18 protein-coding genes are annotated in these 25808 nt (G+C 39.4%); 13 read left to right on the top strand and 5 right to left on the bottom strand.

Translation table 11 applies throughout. The annotated features are described in order from the left end of the window. The first annotated feature begins 103 nt into the window (after positions 1–103). The gene (locus MUN88_RS09050) at positions 104–1996 is read left to right on the top strand and encodes an ABC-F family ATP-binding cassette domain-containing protein (RefSeq protein WP_244723511.1); all 1893 of its coding nucleotides are present in this window, start codon (positions 104–106) and stop codon (positions 1994–1996) included. Next, a complete protein-coding gene (locus MUN88_RS09055) occupies positions 1997–3235 on the top strand; it encodes an aminopeptidase (protein ID WP_244723512.1) in 1239 nt (412 codons plus the stop codon). Positions 3236–3904: 669 nt separating this feature from the next. Here MUN88_RS09055 and MUN88_RS09060 read toward each other — a convergent pair. Next, on the bottom strand, positions 3905–4228 hold the full coding sequence (locus tag MUN88_RS09060) for a hypothetical protein (RefSeq protein ID WP_244723513.1): 324 nt from the start codon (positions 4226–4228) through the stop codon (positions 3905–3907). 221 nt (positions 4229–4449) lie between these two features. Here MUN88_RS09060 and MUN88_RS09065 point away from each other — a divergent pair, with 221 nt between their 5' ends. After that, positions 4450–5040, top strand: a complete 591-nt coding sequence (locus MUN88_RS09065; RefSeq protein ID WP_244723515.1) for a DJ-1/PfpI family protein — start codon at positions 4450–4452, stop codon at positions 5038–5040. 200 nt (positions 5041–5240) lie between these two features. Here MUN88_RS09065 and recQ read toward each other — a convergent pair whose 3' ends face one another. Then, positions 5241–7025: a DNA helicase RecQ gene (gene recQ / locus MUN88_RS09070; RefSeq protein WP_369809966.1), complete on the bottom strand. Its 1785-nt coding sequence runs from the start codon at positions 7023–7025 to the stop codon at positions 5241–5243. Positions 7026–7204: 179 nt separating this feature from the next. Between recQ and MUN88_RS09075 the strand changes: the two genes are divergently transcribed. Next, entirely contained in the window at positions 7205–9049 is a 1845-nt protein-coding gene (locus tag MUN88_RS09075; protein WP_244723518.1) for a cation:proton antiporter, read from the top strand. Positions 9050–9084: 35 nt separating this feature from the next. Here the strand turns inward: MUN88_RS09075 and MUN88_RS09080 are convergent, their stop codons facing one another. Next, positions 9085–9267: an SE1832 family protein gene (locus MUN88_RS09080; RefSeq protein WP_244723519.1), complete on the bottom strand. Its 183-nt coding sequence runs from the start codon at positions 9265–9267 to the stop codon at positions 9085–9087. 315 nt (positions 9268–9582) lie between these two features. Between MUN88_RS09080 and MUN88_RS09085 the strand changes: the two genes are divergently transcribed. From MUN88_RS09085 to MUN88_RS09100, 4 genes are all read left to right on the top strand, one after another. Then, positions 9583–10152, top strand: coding sequence for a TRAP transporter small permease (locus MUN88_RS09085; protein WP_244723521.1), 570 nt, complete (start codon positions 9583–9585; stop codon positions 10150–10152). Between the two features lie 26 nt (positions 10153–10178). Then, the gene (locus MUN88_RS09090) at positions 10179–11450 is read left to right on the top strand and encodes a TRAP transporter large permease (RefSeq protein WP_244723523.1); all 1272 of its coding nucleotides are present in this window, start codon (positions 10179–10181) and stop codon (positions 11448–11450) included. A gap of 66 nt (positions 11451–11516) precedes the next feature. After that, complete coding sequence (dctP, locus tag MUN88_RS09095) at positions 11517–12635, top strand: TRAP transporter substrate-binding protein DctP (protein ID WP_244723525.1); 1119 nt, start codon at positions 11517–11519, stop codon at positions 12633–12635. A gap of 492 nt (positions 12636–13127) precedes the next feature. After that, positions 13128–13643 (top strand): GNAT family N-acetyltransferase, encoded by a 516-nt coding sequence (locus tag MUN88_RS09100; protein ID WP_244723527.1) that lies wholly within the window; start codon positions 13128–13130, stop codon positions 13641–13643. A gap of 76 nt (positions 13644–13719) precedes the next feature. Here MUN88_RS09100 and MUN88_RS09105 read toward each other — a convergent pair whose 3' ends face one another. Next, positions 13720–14811, bottom strand: a complete 1092-nt coding sequence (locus MUN88_RS09105; protein ID WP_369809967.1) for an AI-2E family transporter — start codon at positions 14809–14811, stop codon at positions 13720–13722. 183 nt (positions 14812–14994) lie between these two features. On the opposite strand from MUN88_RS09105, the gene MUN88_RS09110 reads away from it, so the two are divergent. The 4 genes from MUN88_RS09110 to MUN88_RS09125 all read left to right on the top strand — a co-directional run bounded on the left by MUN88_RS09110 (position 14995) and on the right by MUN88_RS09125 (position 20518). Further along, positions 14995–16713, top strand: a complete 1719-nt coding sequence (locus MUN88_RS09110) for a phospho-sugar mutase (RefSeq protein ID WP_244723532.1) — start codon at positions 14995–14997, stop codon at positions 16711–16713. Between the two features lie 328 nt (positions 16714–17041). Further along, on the top strand, positions 17042–17806 hold the full coding sequence (locus MUN88_RS09115; protein ID WP_244723535.1) for a TerC family protein: 765 nt from the start codon (positions 17042–17044) through the stop codon (positions 17804–17806). 62 nt (positions 17807–17868) lie between these two features. Continuing rightward, entirely contained in the window at positions 17869–18315 is a 447-nt protein-coding gene (locus MUN88_RS09120; protein ID WP_244724426.1) for an OsmC family protein, read from the top strand. A gap of 808 nt (positions 18316–19123) precedes the next feature. Next, complete coding sequence (locus tag MUN88_RS09125) at positions 19124–20518, top strand: L-cystine transporter (protein ID WP_244723538.1); 1395 nt, start codon at positions 19124–19126, stop codon at positions 20516–20518. A 272-nt stretch (positions 20519–20790) separates the two neighbouring features. Here MUN88_RS09125 and MUN88_RS09130 read toward each other — a convergent pair whose 3' ends face one another. Beyond that, positions 20791–23841: an efflux RND transporter permease subunit gene (locus MUN88_RS09130; RefSeq protein WP_244723541.1), complete on the bottom strand. Its 3051-nt coding sequence runs from the start codon at positions 23839–23841 to the stop codon at positions 20791–20793. Positions 23842–23968: 127 nt separating this feature from the next. Between MUN88_RS09130 and MUN88_RS09135 the strand changes: the two genes are divergently transcribed. Beyond that, positions 23969–25201 carry an aminopeptidase gene (locus MUN88_RS09135; protein WP_244723544.1) on the top strand — a complete coding sequence of 411 codons (1233 nt, stop codon included), beginning with the start codon at positions 23969–23971 and terminating at the stop codon, positions 25199–25201. Positions 25202–25808: the final 607 nt, after the last annotated feature.

Below are 25808 nucleotides of genomic sequence, written 5' to 3' on the forward strand. Positions count from 1 at the left end.
GGCAACAACGCTATCAATGTAAAATCAAAATGACCACTAAGATGTCACTAATTTTTAAATAGAGCTTGCAATTAAAAGAACCACAGGCGAAAGGATCGATAGAATGCGCACGTTAAAAGTAGAACAACTGGTGAAAACATATGGTGACAAATCGTTGTTTGATCATATTTCCTTTTCAATTACAGATCAGGATCGTATTGGTCTGATCGGTGTCAATGGAACGGGAAAGTCAACCTTGCTGAAAGTATTGGCAGGCATTGACCAGGCGGAAAAAGGTACAATTGATCATCCGAATGACTACCATATTGAATATTTGGATCAAGAACCCCGTCTCGCAGAAGGGGATACTGTATTAGATCAAATCTATTATGGTGATGCCGAAATCATGGTGACGCTCAGAAAATACGAAGCGGCTGTCTTTGCATTAGAGCAAGATCCTGCTAATGAAAAAATGCAACAGCAGTTAATCCATATGCAGGACAAAATGGATCAACTGCAAGCATGGGATGCTATGACGATTGCCAAAACAATTTTGACCAAATTAGGTGTACCCGCTTTTGACAAAAAGATCGAACAATTGTCAGGAGGTCAACGTAAAAGAGTAGCTATAGCCAAAGCATTAATTCAGCCTGCCGATTTACTGATTTTGGACGAGCCTACTAACCATCTTGATAATGATACGATCGAATGGCTGGAAGAATATCTGCCTTCTTATTCTGGAGCGATTCTGTTAGTTACGCACGACCGTTACTTTCTGAACCGGATTACTAATCGTATGTTTGAATTGGACAAGGGTAACTTATATACATATGTCGGCAACTATCAGACGTTTCTTGAGCAGCGTGCATTACGCGAAGAACAAGAGCAGCAGGCAGAGCGCAAGCATCAGAATATCCTCAAGAAAGAAATAGCCTGGTTAAAGGCAGGAGTGAAAGCAAGAACGACGAAACAAAAGGCAAGAATAGACCGTGTGGAAGATATGAAGGAGAAGACGTTTGACACGAACAAACAAACGTTATCCTTTCAAGTCGGCTCTACCCGCTTAGGGAAAAAAGTAATGGAAATGACGAACTTAAGTAAATCCTATGATGGGAAGGTTTTATTCAAGGACTTTAATCTGTTAATCAAGCCTGATGACAGATTAGGGATTGTCGGTGCCAATGGAAGTGGTAAAACAACACTATTGAACATGCTTGCCGGAAAAATTGAGCCGGATGCTGGGGATATTGAAGTTGGTGAAACCGTAAAAATTGGCTATTATACCCAGGAGCATCCACCACTCGATGAAAATCTAAAAGTGATTGATCTCGTTCGCGAAGTGGCAGAAGTGGTTCATACGGTCGATGGATCCGTGATCACAGCAGAACAAATGCTGGAACGCTTTCTTTTTCCAAGATCACAGCAGTGGACATTGGTCCGCAAGCTGTCTGGTGGAGAGCGAAGAAGGTTATACTTGCTGACGGTTTTAATGAAGGAACCGAACGTCCTGTTTTTAGATGAGCCGACCAATGATTTGGATACAGAGACGTTAACGGTGTTAGAAGATTACTTGGACCAATTTCCTGGTGTTGTTATCACCGTGTCGCATGATCGTTATTTCTTAGATAAAACGATCGAGCAGATCATTGCGTTCACAGGAAGTCCGACTGTAACCACTTTTTATGGTAATTATTCTGAATTCCGGGAGCAGCAGAAGCAACAAGAAGAGCTGAATCATCAGCCTGCTAAGTCGACAGCAGCGCAGAAGCCCAAACGGAAAAAGAAGAAATTATCATACCATGAACAAAAAGAGTGGGATACGATTGAAGATGAAATAACCGAATTAGAAACGGAACTGGAACAGGTGCAATCGGAAATCACAGAAGCGGGAAGTGATATTGGTGCCATTCAGCCGTTATATAACAAACAAAGTGAATTAGAAGAGCAATTGGAACAAAAAATGGTTAGATGGGAAGAACTTTCCCTTTTAATAGAAGAAATGAAGGAGGAGTCATAAATGGCAGATCAACAACTACAAGAAAAATACGCAGAACTAGCGTTAAAGACAGGTGTGAATTTACAAGAAGGACAAGCACTAGTCATTAATTCATCAATAGAGGGAGCCGATTTTGCCAAAATTGTCGTACGTAAAGCGTATGAAATGGGTGCAAAAAATGTTCAGGTTAACTGGGCTGATGATGAATTAACATTATTGAAGTATCAATATGCTTCTGAGGAAGTGCTTACCGATATCCCGGAATGGCAGATTGCCAAACAATTAGCTTTTGCTGAAGATGGTGCTGCGTTATTATCGATCCGTTCGACCAATCCGGATTTGTTAAAGGACATTGATCCTTCCAAGGTGGCGAAAGCAAACAAAGCTGCAGGAGAAGCAATGAAAGAATTCCGCCAATATACGATGAACGATCGCATCCCTTGGTCAATTATATCGATTCCAACCGGTGACTGGGCTCAAAAAATCTTCCCAGGCAAAACAAAGGAAGAGGCAATCGAAAGCTTATGGAAGCAAATTTTCAAAATTGTCCGTGTTGACAAAGAAGATCCAGTGGCTGCATGGGATGCACATAATGATACATTAAAGCAGGCTCGCGAATACTTAAATAAAAAATCTTATCAAGCATTAATTTTTAAATCGGAAGGTACCGATATCCGCTTTGAATTACCAGAGGGTCACATTTGGAAAGGTGGCGCTGCTCAAACGCCAAATGGTAATGCCTTCAATCCGAATATGCCTACGGAAGAAGTATTTACAATGCCGCATAAATACAAAGTTGATGGAACAGTTACGGCAACGAAACCACTCGTCTATGGTGGTAACATGATTGATGGATTCAGTCTGACATTTAAAGATGGAAAAGTGGTTGATTTCAAAGCAGAGCAAGGCTACGATACATTGAAGCACCTGCTAGAAACGGATGACGGTGCCAGCCGATTGGGAGAACTTGCATTAGTACCGCATGCGTCACCAATTTCGCAGTCTGGTTTAATTTTCTATAACACATTATATGATGAAAATGCGTCCTGCCATATCGCATTAGGAAAAGCTTATCCAACTAACATGGAAGGCGGCTCTGATATGAATGAAGAACAGCTTGATCAGCATGGCGTCAACGACAGCTTAACACATGTCGACTTCATGATCGGCTCAGCTGATCTAGATATCGACGGCGAAACAGCAGATGGCTCAACCGAACCCGTCTTCCGCCAAGGCGCATGGGCAATTGATTTTGACTAAGTATGAAAAAAAAGACTTGATCCAGTAAGGGTCAGGTCTTTTCTTTTGAAGTAAGGCAATTATATAAACTGTCATGAAGGCAAATTACATGCGGTATGGGTTCTTATAATACGGATTATGTAAAGTGGAACTATACGTCAGTAGGCCATTTTGATATGTTGTCTATGCGTAGCAAAGCTCCGGAAATATGCACCGCGTCCTGTGGGGTCGGCCTCAACTTCCTCAGAAAGCAAAAACCGCTTTCCTGCGGGATTTTCGGACACGACTGATCCCACGGGAGTCTACGCATATTTCCTGCGCTCTAATGAGGTTTTACAACGTACGTAACCGCTAAAAGCAGTGTTTTTAGGCATTAATGAATGCAGTCAATTATTTATGGACAATTAAAGATGCGCTCAATATGCTAGCTCCTGCAAAAGTTGTAGAGTTCTTATCCTAGCGCAGGCCAACCACGTAGACTCCCGCGGGACATGCAGGTGCTGAAGGATCCACTTTGTGAAGCGGTCTTCTCCACAAAGTTAGCTTCAGCCGTGCCCCGCAGGACGCGAAGTGGTTGGCCGGAGCGGTATCAAACCACTAACAATATGTCAAAATTACTGCTAAGCTACATAATCCGTATTATAAGAATGAAAATTTCTTTAAGAAACAAAATGCTATTATCTATGCCATTTAATCCGAACCGTATGATTTCTTTTTGAACAGGAACAAGCTCCACCATATAAGTAGAAATAAATAACCAATTAACGTAAAAATCGACCAAACAGCTCCTTGAAAGAATTGATTAAGTAAGTGTTCGAATTCGTTCATTCCTCTTGCTCTGCCAAATGAATAAAAGAAGCTGACAATTGGAATGGTTAGCGTAAAGATGATACATACAATAGACAGGATCTTATCATGCTTATTGAAAAAACGGAAGATTGCAGTTCCTAAAGTAGCTAATAAAAATATGTAATAGATAGTCCAAAACCAGTTAGGAAGGGTTTCCCAGTACATTCAATTTGCCTCCTGTATCCTTTGGTCTCTCATAAAATTAAACATATTTTAACAGAAAAAATAAATTCATACAAAATATTTCACTATTACCTTTTTCCAATCTTATACATTACCATTGTGTATAAGGTTGGTAAGCTTATAAAAAAACAGCTGTATCGGTAGTCATGAAATACCTCTATTGATCCGACAATACCTTATTGATTTCAAAAGGAGAGATAGCCATGAGCAAAAAATGGAAAGTTGGAATTTTCCTCTTTAACGATGTAGAAGTATTGGATTTTGCTGGTCCATTTGAAGTTTTTTCTGTTACATATGATAATAACGGGGAAAAGCCTTTTGACGTAAAGACGGTTTCGGAGACAGGAGAAATGGTGCAAGCTCGCAACGGATTACGTATTCTACCTGATTACCATTTTGAGAATGCCCCGGAATTTGATATTTTGGTTATTCCGGGAGGATCTGGTACACGGGAGATAGAGCATAATCAGAAAGTTATTCATTGGATCCAGCAACAAATGCAGTCGGTAACACTTATGACTTCTGTATGCACAGGTGCGTTTCTCCTGGCAAAAGCAGGTCTCTTAACTAAGCGAAAATGTACAACACATTGGGGAAGTCTTGAAAGATTGCAAAAGGAATATCCAGCTATTGATGTAAAATCAGAGGTCAAATTTGTGGATGAAGGAAATATCATTACTTCAGCAGGGATTTCAGCAGGTATCAATATGTCTTTTCACGTGCTGCAACGGTTGGTGGGGAAGGAGACAGCAAACGCTACAGCTCACCGGATGGAATATGATATGGAGTTATAAAAGTGAGTTGACCTTGTCGTGGTGTTAAGTGTTCTGTTCTATGTTATTTATAGTCTTGAGACGATAAAACATCAATTAAACATCCTTAACGAAAGAGTGGAACAAGAATCCAACGATGACATAGAAAAAGAATTGGAAGAATGGCACGAAAGGAAAAACTAAAAAACACCACCTGGACTTTATACCTGGTGGTGTTTCTCTTAAGTTTCCTCCACTAATTCAACAAAGCATTTCAAAAAGAGTTCGCCGTATTGCTCATATTTGCGCTGGCCAACGCCATTGATCTCCAGCATTTCGTATTTTGTAGTTGGCTTGACTCTCGACATTTCCTTCAATGTCTTATCTGAAAATATGACATATGGCGGCACTGCTTGATCGGTAGCTAATTGTTTGCGCAGTCTTCTTAATTGTTCAAACATATCGACATCATAATGGTCATCTTCCTGTGCTTTCACTTTGGCAACTTGCACGTATACTTTTTCCTCACCTTTCAGTACGGTCTTGGATCGTTTGCCCAGCTGTAAAACAGGGAATTGTCCGCCTTTCGAAACTAAATACTCTTCTGCTACCAGAAATTGAATGAAGGAAAGCACTTCTTTTTCGGTTAACTCCTTTAATAAACCGTAAGTCGTCAGCCGGTCAAAGTGGAATTGCTTCACTTTTTTGTCCTGCGATCCTTTTAATACTTTGGCAACAAGACTGGCGCCAAATCGTTCATCCATCCGTTTGACACAAGATAATACCATCTGTGCCTCTTTCGTGTGATCAACCAATTCTTTTTCATTATCACAATTGGAACAATGACCGCATGGTTCGCTTGAAGAAACCACATCATTAAAGTAACGCAAAATATATTGCTGCAGACATTGTTCGGTATGACAGTAGTTAATCATTGCTTGCAGCTTTTTATATTCATTATGCTTCTTGTCGTCTTGCATTTCAGATTGATCAATTAAATATTTTTGCAGATTAATATCTTGTCCCGAAAAAAGAACAACACACTGACTAGGTTCTCCATCACGACCTGCACGTCCAGCTTCTTGATAGTAGCTTTCCAGATTTTTCGGTAATGCATAATGCACCACATATCTCACATTGGACTTATCAATTCCCATCCCGAAGGCATTGGTTGCCACCATGACCTGTGCATTATCATAAATAAAGTCATTTTGTGCTTGTTTACGTGCTTCTTCGGTCATCCCGGCGTGATATTTTTGCACCGCATATCCTTTTTCCTCTAGTAAATGATAAAGCAAGTCGACCTGTTTTCTTGTAATGGCATAGATAATACCTGTTTCCGAAGCATGAGCTTTTAAATAGTCAAGCAAATATGTCTGACGATCGTGTCCTTTGACTATCTGAAACATCAAATTTTGTCGGGCAAATCCGGTATTAACGACAGTTTCCGTCCTTACATCCAGTAATTGCTGTAAATCTTGTGTAACTTCGACAGTTGCCGTAGCCGTTAGTCCAACTAAAATCGGGCGCTGGTTTAATTGATTGACCACCTGTACAACCGTACGATAGCTAGGGCGGAAATCATGTCCCCACTGTGAAATACAGTGTGCTTCATCGAAAGCAATCAGGGCAATAGGCAACTGGTTAATGGTATGGAAAAATGAGTTCGATTCAAATCGTTCAGGTGCCACGTAAACAAATTTGTATTCATTGCGCCTCAATGCTCGCAGCCTGCTTGCTTGTTCCTCTGAAGTAAGGGAACTATTAATATAGGTAGCAGTGATTCCTAATGATTTAAGCGCGTCAACCTGATCCTTCATTAATGAGATGAGAGGGGAGATGACTACTGTAATCCCATCCATTGCAAGTCCAGGGATTTGATAACAGATTGATTTTCCACCACCAGTGGGCATAATTGCTAACGTGTTATCGCCATTCATAATTTGACCGACAATTTGCTCTTGACCTGGTCGAAATGTGTCATAACCAAAATATTTTTTTAATAAAGCTAATGTATCCTTCGACATCTGAACCATCCTTTATATCATTCAAATTTTATCTTAACATTTTCCAGGTATCCGTGCAGGTAAAAATTGCTCGAAATAAAATGATTTACATCTATTCCTTTAACCTTTAAAATAATGCTATCTTGTGTGTAAAAAAAGATCAGATAGAGATAGATAAGAAAACAGATAGGGGGATAATAATGGACTCTTTATTATTAATACTTATGCTGGTAGCAGTTCTCGGGATCGGTTCGCAGTGGCTGGCGTGGAAATTTCAATTACCGGCAATTGTGGTCATGTCGATTGCAGGATTGCTAGTCGGACCTGTGTTTGGCTTGATGAACCCGGAAGAGGCATTTGGGGATATGTATCGTCCATTTATCTCCATAGCAGTTGCGATTATTCTGTTTGAAGGAAGTCTTAATCTTAATTTTAAGGAAGTCAAAGGATTAGGGAAGCCTGTCTTTCGAATCGTGACATGGGGGGCTTTTATTGCATGGATATTAGGTTCTGTAGCTGCCCATTTTGTTGCAGGGATGTCGTGGGCGGTTGCGTTTGTCATTGGTGGTATCTTTATTGTAACAGGTCCTACTGTTATTTTGCCACTATTAAGACAGTCAAAATTAAAGCCGACACCCGCCAAAATTTTAAAGTGGGAAGGCATCATTGTGGACCCATTTGGTGCGTTAGTCGCCATCTTTGCCTTTGAGTTTATTCTTTTCCTTTCAGCAGATGGCAGGGATGCAACTTCCTTGTTCTTGTTCTTACTGGCGGCGTTATTCGCAGTCGTCATTGGCTATATATTTGGAAAAGTGGTCGCGTGGATGTTCGAGTCGGGCCATGTCCCAGAATTTCTGAAATCACCTGCCGTGTTCGTGGCGGTTATTGCCTGTTTTATTATTGCCGATGAAGTAAAACATGAAACAGGGTTATTAGCTGTCACTGCGATGGGGATGACACTTGCAAATTTAGGGATATCCTCGATCAAAGACATGCGCCATTTTAAAGAAAATATTTCGATCTTACTCATATCAACGGTATTTATTTTATTAACGTCCTCCTTAACAACGGAGACATTGATGGATGTGTTTCGACCGGAAATTATCGGTTTCGTGTTATTGATGCTTTTTGTCGTTCGGCCACTTTCGGTTTTTCTCTCAACGATTAATTCTGGATTGAATCTGAGGGAAAAAACGTTAGTCGGCTGGATTGCGCCAAGAGGTATTGTGGCACTAACGGTAGCAAGTTATTTTGCATCCATTTTGGCAGATGAAGGGTTTGCTGGCTCGTCACTTATTACACCGCTAACCTTTGCACTTGTTTTCTCAACGGTTGTAGTTCATGGGTTCTCCATTGGCTGGCTGGCGAAAAAATTAAACCTTTCTGCAGAAGGAAATCCAGGTGTGCTGATTGTCGGTTCCAATCGTTTTTCGAATGCGCTAGTGAAGGTGATGCAGGAGTTGGATATTCCATCTGTTGTGGTTGATTCCTCATGGGACCGCCTGCAACGAGCAAGAAAAGCCGGCATACCGCATAACCATTGTGAGATATTATCGGAGCAGACAGAGTATATGATGAATTTCACACCGTATGATTATTTATTGGCTTCGACGGAATATGACTCGTATAATGCCTTGGTTTGTTCAACGTTCTTACCGGAATTCGGCCGTAAGAATGTATTCCGATTACCTAATCAAAGTCACAGTGGTGATCAAATTAACGATATTGACCATACGATTGGTGGAAGAGAAGTCTTTTCACCAATGGAGGGCATCGAGGAATTAAAATATAAATTGAAAAGCGGTTATGTGATGCGCAAAACGTCGTTGACAGAGCAATACCGCTATAAAGATTATTTAGAAGATCGTCACGAGGAGACGATTCTGTTGTTTATCGTAAAACAATCGAAGCAAATTGCCTTCTTTACAAATGACGTTGAAATTTCTGCATCGCCAGGAGATACTATCGTCAGCATGACACCACCAAGTAAAGAATTTAATAAAATAAAAGAAAAATTAGAAGAAAAACGTAACGAAAAAGGCTAGCCACTTGGCTAGCCCTTTTATCGGATTCGGTTCTTCTATTCCTTCGTATGTTGAAGTTGCTTTCTTAACGAAGCAATCTGTTCAGTGAGTCTTTCTAGCTCATCCTCGTTATGTTCCGTTCTTCCCCCAACATACACAAGCTTCTCTAAATCAGCCGAAAGTCTTGCATAGTCTGCCTTTAAATCCTCAATTTCAGCCTCAATTTCCTTACGGTTCATATACTCCAAGCCTCCATCAGTCGTTTTCTTAAGCGTAAAACAGATACAGTTAATAAGCAAGATAAATACGATTTCCATATTATAGGTCACATTTGGGTAAATAGCTACCAATTTTTGAGTATTCTAGATTATTTATGAGGAAATGCCATCATATATCCATGATTGAAGAACATTTTTACGTAGTCAGAAAATTTGTGGTTTATTTGCGCTGAATAAGGGTATAGTAAATTTGTGAATGCTGAAACAATTCTGTAACATTATTAATATGAAAAAATTTCGGTATTTGAAATGAATCCTTTGAGGAGGAAAAAAAGGTTGAAAGTATTTCAGTTATTAGACAAATTCATCATGAAATTAGAAGAATTTATCTTGAGTTTTTCTATTATACTTATCTCGATCATGATTGTGGGAAATGTTATTGCTCGTGAAATTTTTAATTCAGGTGCATTTTATTTTGCTTATGAAGTAAGTAAATTCGCTATTGTAATTGCAACATTTATTGGAATTTCTTACGCAGCGAGAAAAGGACGTCATATCAGTATGTCAGCATTTTATGATTTTGCACCTTTTAAAGTGCGTAAAATCATGATGATAATCATTAATTTTGTGACAGCAATTGTGATGTTCGTAATGGCATACTTTACGTTTAATTTTGTTATGTTTGAATATGAAACAGGGGCGATTACCACTTCACTAGAAGTACCTCGCTATTTCATGTCTGTTATTATTCCTATCGGTTTTATTTCTGCAGGAATTCAATTCTTGCGCAATACATTTATTAACTTCACTAAGAAGGCAAAAGACAAAGTGTATTTAGGGATAGATGCGGTAGATTACAATGATGAAGAGAAAAAAGATATTAAAATGGAAGATATTTCCATATAAAAAGTCAATGTGGAGAGGAAAAGATTATGTTAACGACTTTGTTATCAATAATGATTGTATTATTGCTGTTGAATTTTCCGATGATGATACCTTTAATTATTGCACCAGTTATCATCATGCTAATTTATAATCCAAACTTAAGTATGGATTTATTAATGAAGCAGCTCTTAACAGGTATCGAATCACCTGTATTACTATGTGTGCCGTTATTTATATTTGCTGCAGACATTATGACCTCAGGAAAAACTTCTCAACGTTTATTAGATTTCATTGGTGCGTTTGTTGGTCATATTCGCGGTGGATATGCTGTTACAACAGCTGCAGCTTGTACACTTTTTGGTGCGATTTCGGGATCGACACAGGCAACCGTTGTTGCAATTGGGCGTCCAATGAGAGAAAAGTTATTAAAAATCGGGTATCGTGACTCCAGTGCAATCGCATTAATCATAAACTCCAGTGACGTGGCATTACTAGTTCCACCAAGTATTGGGATGATTATTTATGCTTTAGCTGCAGGATCTGGTGTTTCTGTCGGAGATTTATTTATTGCAGGTATTATTCCAGGGATAATGGTATTTTTAGCGTTTGCCATTTATAGTGTAATCTATGCAAAGGTTAAAAATATTCCATTAGCAGAAAAAGTTTCCTGGCCAGATAGATTTAAATTTTTTAGAAAAGCGTTATTACCTTTAGGTTTCCCGGTAATTATCGTTGGTGGTATTTACATGGGGTACTTTACTCCAGTTGAAGCATCCGGGATTTCGGTTTTATATGCCATTATTTTAGAAGTGTTAGTTTACAAAACAATTCCATGGAAGAAGTTACCAAGCATTGCGTTGTCTACAGGATTGGTTACATCAGCAGTATTTATCCTGGTAGCTGGTGGTCAGTTGTTTACTTGGGTATTAGGTTACGCTCGTATACCACAACAAATAACAGAAGCAGTATTGGGATCAGATCCAAGTGCAATGTATGTATTATTAATTGTCAGTATCTTTTTCTTTGTTGGCTGTATGTTTGTAGACCCAATCGTAGTTATTTTAATTCTGACACCTATCTTTGTACCAGCAGCTGAGACTGCAGGTGTTGATTTAATACACTTAGGTATTATTGTTACATTCCAGGCAGCATTAGGATCAGCGACACCACCATTTGGGGTCGATATATTTACCGCCAGTGCGGTATTTAAGAAACCTTATCTGGAGGTAATCAGGAGTACACCGCCGTTTATTGTTATTTTGCTGGTTATCGGCGCGTTACTTATTCTGTTCCCACAATTGTCATTAGCATTAATTTAAGTTAGTAAAGTGGCTGCCCTAAGCAGCTCGCTTTATATAAAGTTTTTAATAAAATTACAGGGGGTAATGGTCATTTTAAACAAGAAGTATTTACTTATGTTACTTTCCATCTTGACGCTTAGTTTTGTACTAGTAGCGTGTGGTGGAGGCGAAGAAGAAGGCACTGATGAAGGAAACTCTGGAGAAGATTCAGGATCTGAAGGCGGCGAAGAAGCTTCAGGTGAATTCGAAGAGCAGTCTTGGCAATTTGTAACAGAAGAGCTTAAAGGCGAAGTACAGTACGAATATGCAGCAGAATTCGCTAAACGAATTAACGAAAAATCTGGTGGAGCTATTACTGTAGAACCATTGGAATATGGTGCGTTAGGTAGTGAAGTAGACCAGGCGCAATTACTGCAACAAGGTGGCGTTCAGTTAGCAGTTATGTCACCAGGTTTTACAGGTGGCCAAGTACCAGACGGTCAGATCTTCTCACTACACTATTTCTTCCCATCTGATCAAGAAAAAGTACAAGAAGTATTAACAAACAGTGAAGCACTTAACACAGACCTTCGTGCTAAGTATGAAGAACATAGTATTTCTCCACTTGCATTCTGGACAGAAGGTGCAATGGCTTGGACTAGTAATGTAGGAATCGAGTCTCCCTCTGATTGGGAAGGCTTGAACATGCGTGTACAAGAATCTCCATTAATGCGTGAAACATATGATGCATATGGTGCAACTGTACAATCATTAAGCTGGAGTGAATTGTATACAGCACTAGATCGTGAAACAGTTGATGCCCAAGAGAACCCGTTATTCTTTATTGAATCAGCAAGTTTCCATGAAGTACAAGATTCAATCACGATCTCTCACCATAACAACTATGTAGCGATGACAACAGTTAATACAGAATGGTATAATGGTCTAGACGATAATGTGAAACAACTAGTTGATGAAACAGTTGCAGAAATGCAAGATTGGGTATTCGATGAACAAAAAGCTCAAAACGAAGCAGGGTTAGAAGCAATTAAAGCGGACGAAGAAAACCCAACAGAAATCATCGAATTAACAGATGAACAAATTGCAGAATTTAAAAAAGCTGCAGAGCCAGTACACGAATACTACAAAAACGAAGTAGAAGGTATTGACCCAGCTATTTATGACAAATTAAAAGAAGAAATCGCAGCAGTAGAAGGCGAATAATTCTAAGCGGAACCTGTTCCTTATGTAAGGAGCAGGTTCTTTTTTATATTTTAGGAAATTTCAAAGTCGTAAAAGGTGAATAGCAGAAGTGAAGAGTATTTAAGAGTAAAAATAAGTGAAAGCTCTTAAAATTCAACTAGCTTGGCAACCATTTTGAAATCGATCTTGTGCTGGTATTGCTTCGAAGTGGGCTTCCTCGGCACAAGGCAACGAAGCTCATAATAGATAAGACTGGTTTCCAGACAACAAAAAGCAATTATGACGATCATATTACGAATATAATGTAATAGAAAGGCTATTAATCATATATATTATAGAAACCAAAGTTATGAAATTAGTGTTATAAAAATCCTAATGACGCCAAAAACACGCTCATTGTAACAAAAATTTCACACAGTTTTGATTCCGCTTCCATTGACGGAATCGCAATATCGAAATATACTTAAATCATTAGCAATAATTTTGCTAAAAATTTCAAAAGGAGCTGGTTATGTGAAGACAAGTATCAGACAATGTACAATAGACGACTTGTATTTGTTACAAGAGATAGGCACAGATACGTATAACGAAACTTATAGCCATTTAAATACTCCCGAAAATATTAATGAATATTTGGAAAATGCCTTCAATGTAGATCAACTCACCAAAGAATTATCCAATCCATCATCAACATTTTTATTCCAATATGTAGACAAAAACCTCGCTGGTTATTTAAAAATTAATGAAGCAGATGCTCAAACATACAATGTTAGTGATAATGCATTAGAAATAGAACGTATTTATGTAAAAAATAATTACAGAAGCATGGGGTTAGGGAAAGTATTGCTAGACAAAGCTATGGAGATTGCCAAAGAGCGTCAAAAAAGTGAAATATGGTTAGGGGTATGGCGAAAAAATAAAAATGCCATCGATTTTCATAAAAATATGGGATTTGAATCAAGAGGTTCCTATTCTTTATATTTTGGAGATGACGAGCAAATTATGTACATTATGGCAAAAAAATTATAATCCTTTGCAATAACTAGGGATAAGGCTATTGCCACTTTAACTGGCAATAAGCCATCATACCCTATGTAGAACAGCTTTACAGCAGATCTGGATCTTTCTCTGGCTGTTTTTCTTTCCATTCATGATAGAAATGAGAAATAACAGTTTTGACAACGGCATATGCAGGGATGATGAATAACAACCCTATAAATCCAGCGATACCCCCGGCAGCTAAGATTAATGTGATAACTGTTAACGGGTGGATCGAAAGGGCCCGTCCCATAATGTTTGGCGAGATCAGGTTACTTTCAATCTGTTGTGCAATCACCATGACACTAGTTGCCCAGACAGCCATCATAGGTTCCTGGAAGAAGCCGACAATGATCGCTGGTATAGCTGATAAGAATGGCCCGATAAACGGAATAAAGTTCATGACAAGACCAAATAATGCCAAGGATAGGGAGTAATCCAGTTTAATGATCACATATCCAATGTACAGCATGATCCCTACACAAAGACTGACAAAAAATTGTCCTTGAATGAATGATGACAGCGTATGATTAATATTAGCTGTTAAGGTTTTAAAACTGTCCGCTTTTTTCGGACTTAAAAATTTTGAAACAAAAGGTACCAGTTTATAGCCGTCCATCATCATGAAGTAAAGAAAGAACGGAATCAGGACAATTGAAAAGACAAAACTAAATATTTGTCCAATGGCACTGATAATCCCCGTCGTTATTTTCTCCGCATAGCCACTAATATTATCCAGCACGTTCTGAATTGCACTTTCAAATTGAGGTGGAATGATGTTCTGATTTTGCTGCCACAGCTCAAATATATCTTGCGCACTTCTTACCATCTTCGGCACGCTATCGACAAAATTGGAAAATTGTCGTTGTACAATCGGTGCAATAAATAAGATAATCAGCGTGATAACCGCTATAAGTAACAGGAATACGATCATGGTCCCAATAAAGCGGGGGACTTTTTTTCGTGACAGCCAATTAACGATCGGACTGGTAATATAATAAATGATACCAGAGCCGATAATCGGTACGGCGATAGCTGCTAAATAAGCACCAACTGGTTGGAAAATAAAGCGGGATAAATAAATTAAGTATACTAAGATGAAAATTAATATGAATGTTATTAGCGTTCGAATGCTTTTTTTCTGTAACAAATGCTTCACAACCTTTTTTATTTCATACTGTCATTCTATCATCTGTAGACAAATGATGGTATGTTTTTGTTAGGGCTGAAAAGGATATTTCAGCAGTAAGCTACAATTTATTATACATATAAAATCAATAGAAACGACAGCAAGACTATGCTACTATAGGATTATAATAATGTATGTTTAGGGGGAAATCGTATGGCATGGCAAGATACATTAAAAAAATGGGCATCGTTTACGACGCTTCATCCAGATTTGTTAAAGCAGTTGAACACGCTGTCAGATAATGAAGAAGAATTAGAAGATTCGTTTTACAAAAATTTAACCTTCGGAACTGGTGGTATGCGTGGCATGCTGGGTCCAGGAACGAATCGCATGAATATATATACGGTACGTAAGGCAGTTGAAGGCCTCGCCAATTACATAGTAGAAAATATAAAAGATGCAGAGAGCCGTGGAGTGGTGATTGCCTATGATTCACGTTATATGTCTCAGGAATTTGCCGTAGAGGCAGCAAGGGTATTGGGTGCCCATAAAGTGAAAACATATGTCTTCGAATCGATAAGACCAACTCCATTACTTTCCTTCGCTGTCCGTCATTTGCACACAGCGGCAGGGATTATGATAACGGCAAGTCATAATCCGCCAGAATACAACGGATTTAAGGTATACAATGCAGATGGCGGTCAAGTTCCACTTGAAGAAGCAGCAGCTATCATTGAAGAAGTGAACAAAGTCGAAGATGAGTTGCAAGTAGAAGTACTAGACAGAGAAGAAGTGGAGTCTGCTGGTCTGTTGGAGTGGGTTGGTGAATCCGTCGATACAGCATATCTAAAGGAACTGAAAACGATCCAGAAACAAACAGCTGAAGATCAGGTGAATATCGTCTTTACACCTTTACATGGAACGGCGCATGATTTGGTGCTGAAAGGATTAGCACAAATCGGTTTCAATAATGTTCATGTTGTCAAAGAGCAAGCACAACCAGATCCTGAGTTCTCAACCGTAACATCTCCGAATCCGGAAGAGCACCAAGCGTTCGAAATGGCGATTGCTCAAGGAACGGAAGTAGATGCAGATATTTTAATCGGAACAGATCCAGATGCCGATCGTCTTGGTGTAGCAGTGAAAGATGGTAAAGGTTCTTATCAGGTCTTGACAGGTAATCAGCTCGGTTCGTTGTTATTGGATTATACGTTAGCACAGACGGAAGCGGATCAATTACAAGATGGTCAAGTGGTGAAAACCATTGTAACGACTGAATTAGGCAGAGCGATCGCTTCTTATTATGGTGTCAATACAATTGATACGTTAACAGGTTTTAAATTTATTGGTGAAAAAATGAAACAATTTGAATCAGATAACCGTCATTTCCTTTTTGGCTATGAAGAAAGCTATGGCTATTTGATTGGTGACTTCGTCCGTGATAAAGATGCTGTGCAAGCGGCAGTTGCGGCATGTGAGATGGCTAATTATTGGAAAGTACAGGGTAAAACATTGTTAGAAGCGTTGGATGTACTATATGAACGTCATGGCTTTTATCTGGAAGATATGAAGTCATTAACATTAAAAGGGAAAGATGGAGCAGAACAAATTGCTGCGATTATGGATGATATTAGACAAGAACCATTCGAGCAATTAGGTGGATGGAAAGTTATAGCGGTGGAGGACTATCACAGCAGTATCCGCCAGCTTCCATTGCAAGAGACAGAAGAAGTCATTACCTTACCTAAGGAAAATGTGATGAAATTTTTATTAGAAGAAGAAGCATGGGTTTGCTTCCGCCCGTCTGGTACAGAGCCTAAAATCAAAAGTTACTTCGGTGTGAAGACAGACGGATCTGAAAAAAGCAAGGCGCTGATCAAACAGTTGCAAACGGAAGTAGATGATCGTATCAGTAAAGTAATTAATGCATAAATTCGAGTATAAAAGAAGAACCTAAACCTAATCTGATGGTGAAGGTTCTTTTTTCTATAAGTGCGTGTTCAAAAAATGTTGCCGAATGCCTTTTTGAATATCCTAATTAAGAAAAGATTGACAGAATCGGAAAAAGAACGTATATTAAGAATATACATAAAGGGGAGTAGCTGTTACAATAAATGTCGTCATTTCGAGAGAATATCTCCGGCATTATTGGCAACTCGACGTTGTTAGCGAGACCTTTACCATCCATGGTAAAGGTCTCGCTATTTTTGTGTGATCTTTGCTAGCGGGTGGAGAACATATCAAAGAGGAGTTGAAGCAGTTGGAATTAATTTTTGAGTATGGCTGGGTATTATTAGTATTAATTGGTTTAGAAGGTATATTAGCTGCAGATAATGCACTTGTGCTTGCGATAATGGTGAAACACTTACCAGATGAGCAACGAAAAAGAGCTTTATTTTATGGTTTAGCAGGGGCTTTTATCTTACGTTTTGGATCATTATTCATTATTTCCTTCCTTGTCGATGTGTGGCAAGTGCAAGCAATAGGTGCTGCCTATCTATTGTTCATTTCGATTAAAAATCTTTATGATATTTATAAAAAACGGAAGAACGATGGTGATGAGGAAGAGGGCGAAGATGCGGAGAACAAGGGCAGTGGCTTCTGGATGACGGTTCTTAAGGTTGAATTAGCAGACTTAGCGTTTGCCGTGGATTCGATTCTGGCAGCTGTTGCCTTGGCAGTCGCGCTACCGGCAACAGGTATAGGTACGATTGGAAGTCTTGATACAGGTCAATTCTTAGTTGTTTTAGCAGGTGGTATGATCGGTCTGATCATTATGCGATTTGCAGCAAATGTCTTTGTTAAATTGCTGCACGATCGTCCGGGATTAGAAGCCGCAGCCTTTATTATCGTCGGCTGGGTTGGTGTGAAGCTGGTAGTAACGGTACTGGCACATGAAGATATTCATTTATTACCGCACGACTTTGCCCACTCAACAGCTTGGAAGTTATTCTTCTATGCCGTACTTGTAGCAATTGCTGTAGGTGGCTGGTTTTTGTCAGGAAAAAACAAAAAAGAAGCATAAATCATTTTAGTTTCATCTCATCCATCACCTGTCTATAATGGGAGGAAGAAAGGATGGTACAGATGGCATTACATCATTTTTACCTAGAAGCATCGTGGCCTGGTGGCAGAAATGAAGTAGGGGAGTTGGAAGCAGGTAATTTGAAGACACAAATTTCGATTCCTCCAGAGATGGATGGCCCTGGAATTGGGACCAATCCAGATGAAATGCTGCTTGGCGCGGCTTCTACATGCTATATTATTACATTGGCCGCAATGATCGAACGAGCTCACCTTCCGCTGGACTATTTACATTTAGATTCAGTCGGAGATGTTGACGTTACGAACGGCGTTTTTACCTATAAAAGAATCACGCACCGTCCAGTGGTCAGATTAAAAAAAGAAGCAACAGCAGACCAACTGGTTCAATTAGAAAAAATCGTAACAGACGCTGAGGCATCCTGCATGATATCACGTGCTATCAAAGGCAATGTCGATGTCGTATTAGAAGAAGACATATCGATTACATGATAAGTCATAACAAAAAAGAGCCGAACATAACACGAATGGACGAAAAAATTCGAGTTGTGTTTGGCTTTTTCTTTGTCATAAAGAATAAAAGTGTAGGTTCTTATAATACGGATTATGTAAATTAACAACTGGCTTAGTGGTCATTTTGAAATGATTCATGTGCTAGGACATCGCTCCGGGGCCAACCACTTCCATCGGGAGTCTACGTGGTTGGCCTGCGCTAAAGTATTGATTCTACAACTAATGTAAGAGTTTTAGCTTTTAGATTGTTATCCAGAAGTAACAATCAATGATAGCATTGGAAATTGCAAATACACAATGTTTAGCACTGCCGCTATTAATTGTGACTAACGTTGTAGCACTTCCTTAAGCGAAGACTCCGCATGCGTCAGTACGAGTACGATCTGAAGATCCACTTTGTCTGCAACTGTGGCTGCTAGTATCCCTTCGAAGTAAGTTTCCTCGGCACAAGGCAACAAAGAAGTTGTTCAAATTTTAGCCTAGCTGAAGCCGTACCCAACAGGACGCGGAGTATATTTCCGGAGATTTGCTAGCATATATAACATATCAAAATTACCACATTGACACACAAGATCCACTTTACATAATCCGTATTATAGGCAGCTTAAATATTTTTAAGTTAGTTAGGACCGGGCGGGTTAAGACCGGCTTTTCTTTACCAAGTTATCATTCCCAATTTGTTTTATATTTCAATTGATTAACATCATTAAGTTGACAGTTGCGTAAAATGATAGTAATATATCATAGTATTTTAATCGGAATTATATTATTTGAGGAGGAAATAAGTATGGATACGTTTTTGATTATTATTAATATTGCAATTATGTTAGTATTCATTGGTGTTTTAATCGGTATGCAGCGAAAATACGTATCGTTTAGTAAACGTGTATTCACTGGTTTAGGTTTAGGTATTCTGCTAGGGGCATTTTTACAAATTGTCTATTCAGCAGATTCTGAGATTGTTAGTTCCACAACAGATTGGTACAATATCGTAGGTAGAGGATACGTCCGTTTATTAATGGTTATCGTTATTCCATTAGTCATGGTGTCGATCATCCAATCGATCATTAATTTAGAGAAATCATCAGAATTAGGGAAAATGTCCGCATGGATTATTGGGATTTTAGTTACGACAGCTATGATTGCTGCTGTAGTTGGTATTACCAGCTCTACTATTTTTAATTTAAATGCTGATCAAATTGAAATGGGGCAGGCGGAAGAAGAGCGTGGTCTGGCACTTGAAGAAAGACTTGGCTCTTTAGAAGGCATGACGACTCCGCAAAAAATATTAGAATTTATCCCATCGAATATTTTTTTGGATATGACAGGTGAGAGAGCAACATCTGTTATTGCTGTCGTGATCTTCTCGATTTTAGTTGGGATTGCCGTACTAGGAGTAAGAAGAAAACAGCCGGAACAAGCAACGAAATTCGTAGAAATGGTTAACGCAATTTATGCCGTAGTGATGCGGATGGTGACGATCATTTTACGACTTGCACCATTCGGTATCATGGGCTTAATGGCGAATACGGTAGCACAAACGAATGTAGCCGGTATTATTGAGCTAGGAAAATTCGTAGGTGCGTCCTATGTCGCTTTATTGATCATGTTCGTCATCCATTTAATTCTACTAGCAGTATTCGGTCTGAATCCGTTCCTGTATATACGTAAAGTATTACCTGTATTGAGTTTTGCCTTTACGTCACGATCCAGTGCCGGAACGATTCCATTAACCATTCAAGTACAGAAAGAAAGCCTTGGTGTGCACAGTGGTACTGCGAATATGGCAGCATCATTCGGTGCAACGATTGGTCAAAATGGCTGTGCGGGTATTTACCCAGCAATGCTGGCAGTGATGATCGCTCCATCACAAGGCATCGATCCATTATCACCAAGTTTTCTAATTCCCTTGGTACTAATTATTGGCATCAGTTCATTTGGTGTCGCTGGTGTAGGTGGCGGTGCGACATTCGCAGCATTAATCGTACTTTCCTCAATGAACTTACCAGTAGCATTAGCCGGGTTACTGATAACTGTCGAACCGTTAATTGATATGGGGCGTACAGCATTGAACGTAAACGACTCAATTGTATCAGGTACGCTTACTTCAAAAATTATGAAAAAGTTAAACATTACTAAATATAACGACAAAGAAGCAGTGAACAAAGATATTGCGTTGTAAAATAAAAATAAAGAAATCCCCAAGTCTTTAATTGACTTGGGGATTTTGTTTATACGGTAGAAAAGTATAAAATTTTAGCAATGAAGATGCACGACGCAGTGAAAATTTAGAATGTACCAAGTATAAGAAAAACTTCGACACTCGCTAATAGACGAGGCGAATGCCGAGTTTTTCTAATCACGGCGCTAATCGTCCGTAATACCCCCACTTCAAGATTCGAGAGATAAATTAAGAAGCTAAGTGGGGGTTAAAAACCCCCACTGATTGAAGTCTCACTTTATTTGTTTAGCTCGAAACTTTTCCATGGTCATATAGAAAGCTGGTAATAGCAGCAAGGTCAATACAGTAGAGAAGATTAACCCAGCCACAATCGATACTGCCAATGGTTTGAATAAGACATCGCCCATAAAAATAATTGGCGTTAACGCTGCAATCGACGTTAAGGTCGTCAGAATAATTGGTCTTAGTCTTGCACGGCCGGCTGTAATAATGGCTTCTGCTGTATTTCCTTCATATTGTTCTTTATTTTGCTGAATGAACTCAATAATGAGAATTGAGTTCCGTACCACAATACCAGAAAGCGAGATAATACCTAAGACAGCTAAGAAGCTAAGCGGCTGACCGCTGACGAAAAGCCCGACAACTGCACCGGTGATTGCTAAGAAAATCGTGCTTGTAATTAAGAATGGTGTCAGTAACGAATTAAATTGAATGGCTAATGTGATGTAAATCAAGAACAAGACAATTACAAACAACTTCGCTACTTCAACAAAGAATTCTGTTTCTGCACTTGCTTCCCCATCTTCACCTAGAGCATACTCACCATCGATATCATCAAGCTCGGCACGCATCGAATCAATTACTTCAGTGGTTTCGGCAGCGAAATCCCCTTCACCTGATTCATACGCGGATATCGTTATAGTTCGGTCCCCATTAGTATGTGTGATCGCAGCAATTTGTTGATCCTCACTGCTTGTAATGAATTCGTCAAAGGAATAAATGGACGGTGCTCCCTGATCAGAAGCGACGACAGCACTTAACTCACTTAAATCAATTGCATTCTCTGTTCCTTCATCCAACCGTAATTCCATGTTTAATTTTTGATCATCCACCTTGATTTCGGATAGAGGAACACCTGCATTAGCCAGCTGTAATGTACCTGTCACTTGATTAAGTGAGATCCCATTTTGAGCAAGAAAATCACGATCAATATCATACGTTTTGACAGGCTGACTCGTTCCTGTGTTCACCGTCGCAATCTCGACAGAATCAAGTTCATTTAACTGATCCTTTAAGGCTGTTGATTTCTCTAATAAAACATCGAGGTCTGGACCTTTCAATTTCAATTCAATTGCCGGAGACGGTGGTGGTCCGGAAACAATTGTTTCTAAGAAAATTTCACTATCTGGAAATTCGTCTCGTAATTCTTTTTCATATTGCTCAATAAAGGCACTGGCGGACGTTTTATCTCGGTCTACACGGATGACAATTTGCCCAGTGTTTTCACCTGATCTGGTTAAGCCTGAATTAAAAATATTTGGTAATCCGCCACCAGTATAACGAGCGGTTTCGCTGATATCTTCCGCATTTTCTTGAATGTAGCTTTCGATATCTGCCAGTTTTTGATCAGTTTCTTCAATTGGTGTACCTTCATCTAACGTTAACGACAGCGTCACCTCAGCACGATCAGCAGCAGGGAAGAACTCAAATGGTACTTTTACTGCTAAAAGTAATAAGAGAATACAAATGACAATACCACTGATTACCGTTAGCCAAGGTTTTTTAATAATGGCAGGTAAGACATTGTCAGCATAGAGGTTCTCTAACCAACGGAAAAAACTCGTTAACAGACCGACGCGACGTTTTTTTGTTTTATACAGCTTTAGTTGTCTCGTGTATTGCACCGTTGGAATTAAAGTTAATGCCAGCAATGTCGATGCAATGATGGTTCCCATGAGTGCTATCGGTAAGGCCCGGATAAATTCGCCGTTGCTGCCCGAAAGGAACGTGAGAGGGAAGAAGCTGAACACGATTAATAAAGTTGAAGTAACGATCGACACCCGTACTTCTTTTAGACCGCGTTTGACCCCATCCATCGGTCCGTCACCTAGTTGATAGCGCCGCATAATATTATCATTCACAACAATTGCATCATCGACAAGAATCCCGATCGCTACGATAATGCCGATGATCGATATTTGATTAAGGTCCACTCCTGCATATGGTAACGGAATAAGCCCGACAATAATCGAAATCGGAATAGCCAGGGCAACCAATATAGCAGAAGATATTGGTAAGCCGAGCACCATGATGATAATGACAGACAACAATGAAATCGCTAATGATATTAGTAAACTGTTATATACTTCATCAATAACGGTGCTTTGAGAATAGAAGCGGTCCGCGTTGACTTCTGCTGGCAAGTCTTCTTTTAATTTAGAGACCTTCTCATCGATTTGATCCTGAAGACTCGAAATGTTTCCGCCATCCTCAGCGAAAACCGTTAACGATAAGGCTGCCTGATCTTTATAGGTAATTAAATCTTCCGTTGCTTCATTCTCTACATTAATCGAAGCGATGTCTGATAGTGTTGTTTCCCCAGCTATATAAATATCCTCTAGTTGTGCTAAATCATCGACAGACACCAGATTTAACAGAATGTTTTGCTGTTGATTACTTTCTGTCCCTAAGGCTGTCGGACTTAGTTCATTCTGAATCGCTTCAATCACTTGGTTTGGCTGAATTTGATTGTCAGCAAGTGCTTCTTGATCAAGTGAGATAAGTACCTTTTGTTCAGGCAGACCTTTTACAGAAACAGAGGAAATGCCACTGATCTCCGTTAAGCTTGATTTCCAATTCTCCACCTGATCACGAATCGCATATAGATCATCCCGGTTATCACTTAGTAAATGGTATGTAGCGACGCTGGATGTCACAAGGTCTGTTTTGACTTCAGGTGAAAATGCATCATCCGGGAAGCCGCTTTCGGCATCCTGCACGTATTGTCGAATAGTGGAGTACACAGAATCTGAGTTAGCGTTATCACTTAATGTTACCGTAACGGTAGAAAAACCGTTTGTGGATGCGGACGTGACATTGTCAACCCCTTCAATCTCCATCACTTTTTCTTCAATTGGATTGGTAATTTCATTTTCTACAACTTCTGGATTGGCACCAGGATACACGGTCGAAATCGAAGCGATGTTTTGACTGATTTCGGGAATATCACGTTTTGGAGTTTGTAAATAGGTGAAGATCCCTGTAATAATAAGCAGCAGAACAAAAATCCACACAATTTTCCGATATTTTAGTAATGTCTCCATCTCATAAATCACCTCTATATAGTTATTAATGCCATAGTATATGAAAGAAGTAAATGAAAAAGATTTGCTTTTTCCATGGAATAAGTTAGCATATTATTATAGTTCACTTTGGAGAGGAGCAGTAAACATGAAAGAAGCATTAACGAAGTATGCGAAGTTAGCATTACAAACAGGTGTTCATTTACAAAAAGGACAAGGGCTTATTGTGCAGGCACCAATCGAAGCTGCCGAATTCGTCCGTCTCGTGGTTAAAGAAGCCTATCAAGCTGGAGCGAAAAATGTTCATGTCGAATGGAACGACGATGATTTAACATATCTAAAAATGAAAAATGCCCCGATGGAAGTATTGGAAACGTTTCCGGAATGGCGAAAAGATGCGATGCTTAGTATGGTTAAAGATGGTTATGCTATTTTGAATATTTATGGGGAGAACCCTGATCTTCTGAAAGATATTGAAGCCAAACGAATGGCTGCCGTTACCAAAGCGAGCTCTACTGCATTAAAAGAATATCGTGATTACTTAATGAATGACCGGGCACGCTGGTCGATTGTCGGTTACCCGACTGCGGCATGGGCAGAGAAAGTTTATCCTGATTCGTCAACAGAAGAAGCAACAGAAAAGCTGTGGCAGGAGATTTTCCGTATTTCGCGTGTGGATAAGGAAGATCCCATTAAAGCGTGGGAAGATCATAATGCATTATTACGTAATGCCCGCGAATATTTAAATGATAAAAACTATGCTAAACTTCATTTTACAGCAGAAGGTACTGACTTAACGATCGAGCTGCCAGAAGGACATATTTGGCATGGTGGTGCGGCGAAGGCAACAGATGGTGTGACTTTCAATCCGAATATGCCAACAGAAGAAGTTTTTTCAATGCCACATAAATATGGGGTGAATGGCCAAGTTACCAGCACAAAGCCTCTAAGTTTTCAAGGTCAGCTAATCGAGAATTTCACCTTGACGTTTGAAAAAGGCAAAGTAGTCGATTTTACCTGTGAAAAGGGCGAGCAAGCTTTGAAGGAGCTGTTAGATGCAGATCAAGACGGCGCATCCCGTTTGGGAGAAGTAGCGCTTGTACCGCATGAATCACCAGTTTCACAGTCAGGTATCATCTTCTTTAATACGTTGTTTGACGAAAATGCTTCGTGTCATATTGCTCTTGGTAAAGCATACCCGACCAATATTAAGGGCGGCTCTGATATGACTGAAGCGGAAATGGATCAGCATGGTGTCAACGACAGTATTGTCCACGAAGATTTCATGATCGGCTCTCAAGCAATGAACATCGACGGCATCACCCAGGACGGCAAAACAGAAGCCATCTTCCGTAATGGAACATGGGCAATTGAATTTTAAGTGAAAACACCCCGGATTGGGGTGTTTTTTTATTCATTCATATCGGCGGAAATTAGCTTTCTTCAGGTAAGCCATTTCTAATGTCCGTCAGCTCTAGAGGTCATTTGAGAAAGAATACAAATCTTAAAATACATCGGGAGGATTTGTATTCTAAAGGGGTGAAAGGGAACAAAAGAGCCCGCTAAGTCTGAAGATTTGTATCCAAAGATGGGGAAAGGGAACAAAAGAGCCGCTAAGTCTGAAGATTTGTATCCAAAGATGAAGAAAGGGAACAAAAGTGTACGCTATGCCCAAAAAGTTGTATCCATAGAGGGGAAAAGAAGCCAAAAGAGCCTACCCTATCCAAAGATTTGTATCCAAAACATAGTTAAAGTTCAAAGAAGCAACGCAATGGCAAAAAAAATTACCGATTGCAAGATTTACTCCACCAATAATTTCAAGACACGCACTCACATTCACCTATTAACCCACATAAATCTATGCGTTACATCTTCATGAAAAATCTTCGGAAAATATTACGTAAACAATCAAAGCTTTTCAGTTTATTAACATCTGATTTACAAATGGATAACAATTATCCAATTTACTTTTTGTTCTCTTTTGTAGT

The sequence above is a fragment of the Gracilibacillus caseinilyticus genome, assembly GCF_022919115.1.
Lineage (GTDB): Bacteria > Bacillota > Bacilli > Bacillales > Amphibacillaceae > Gracilibacillus > Gracilibacillus caseinilyticus.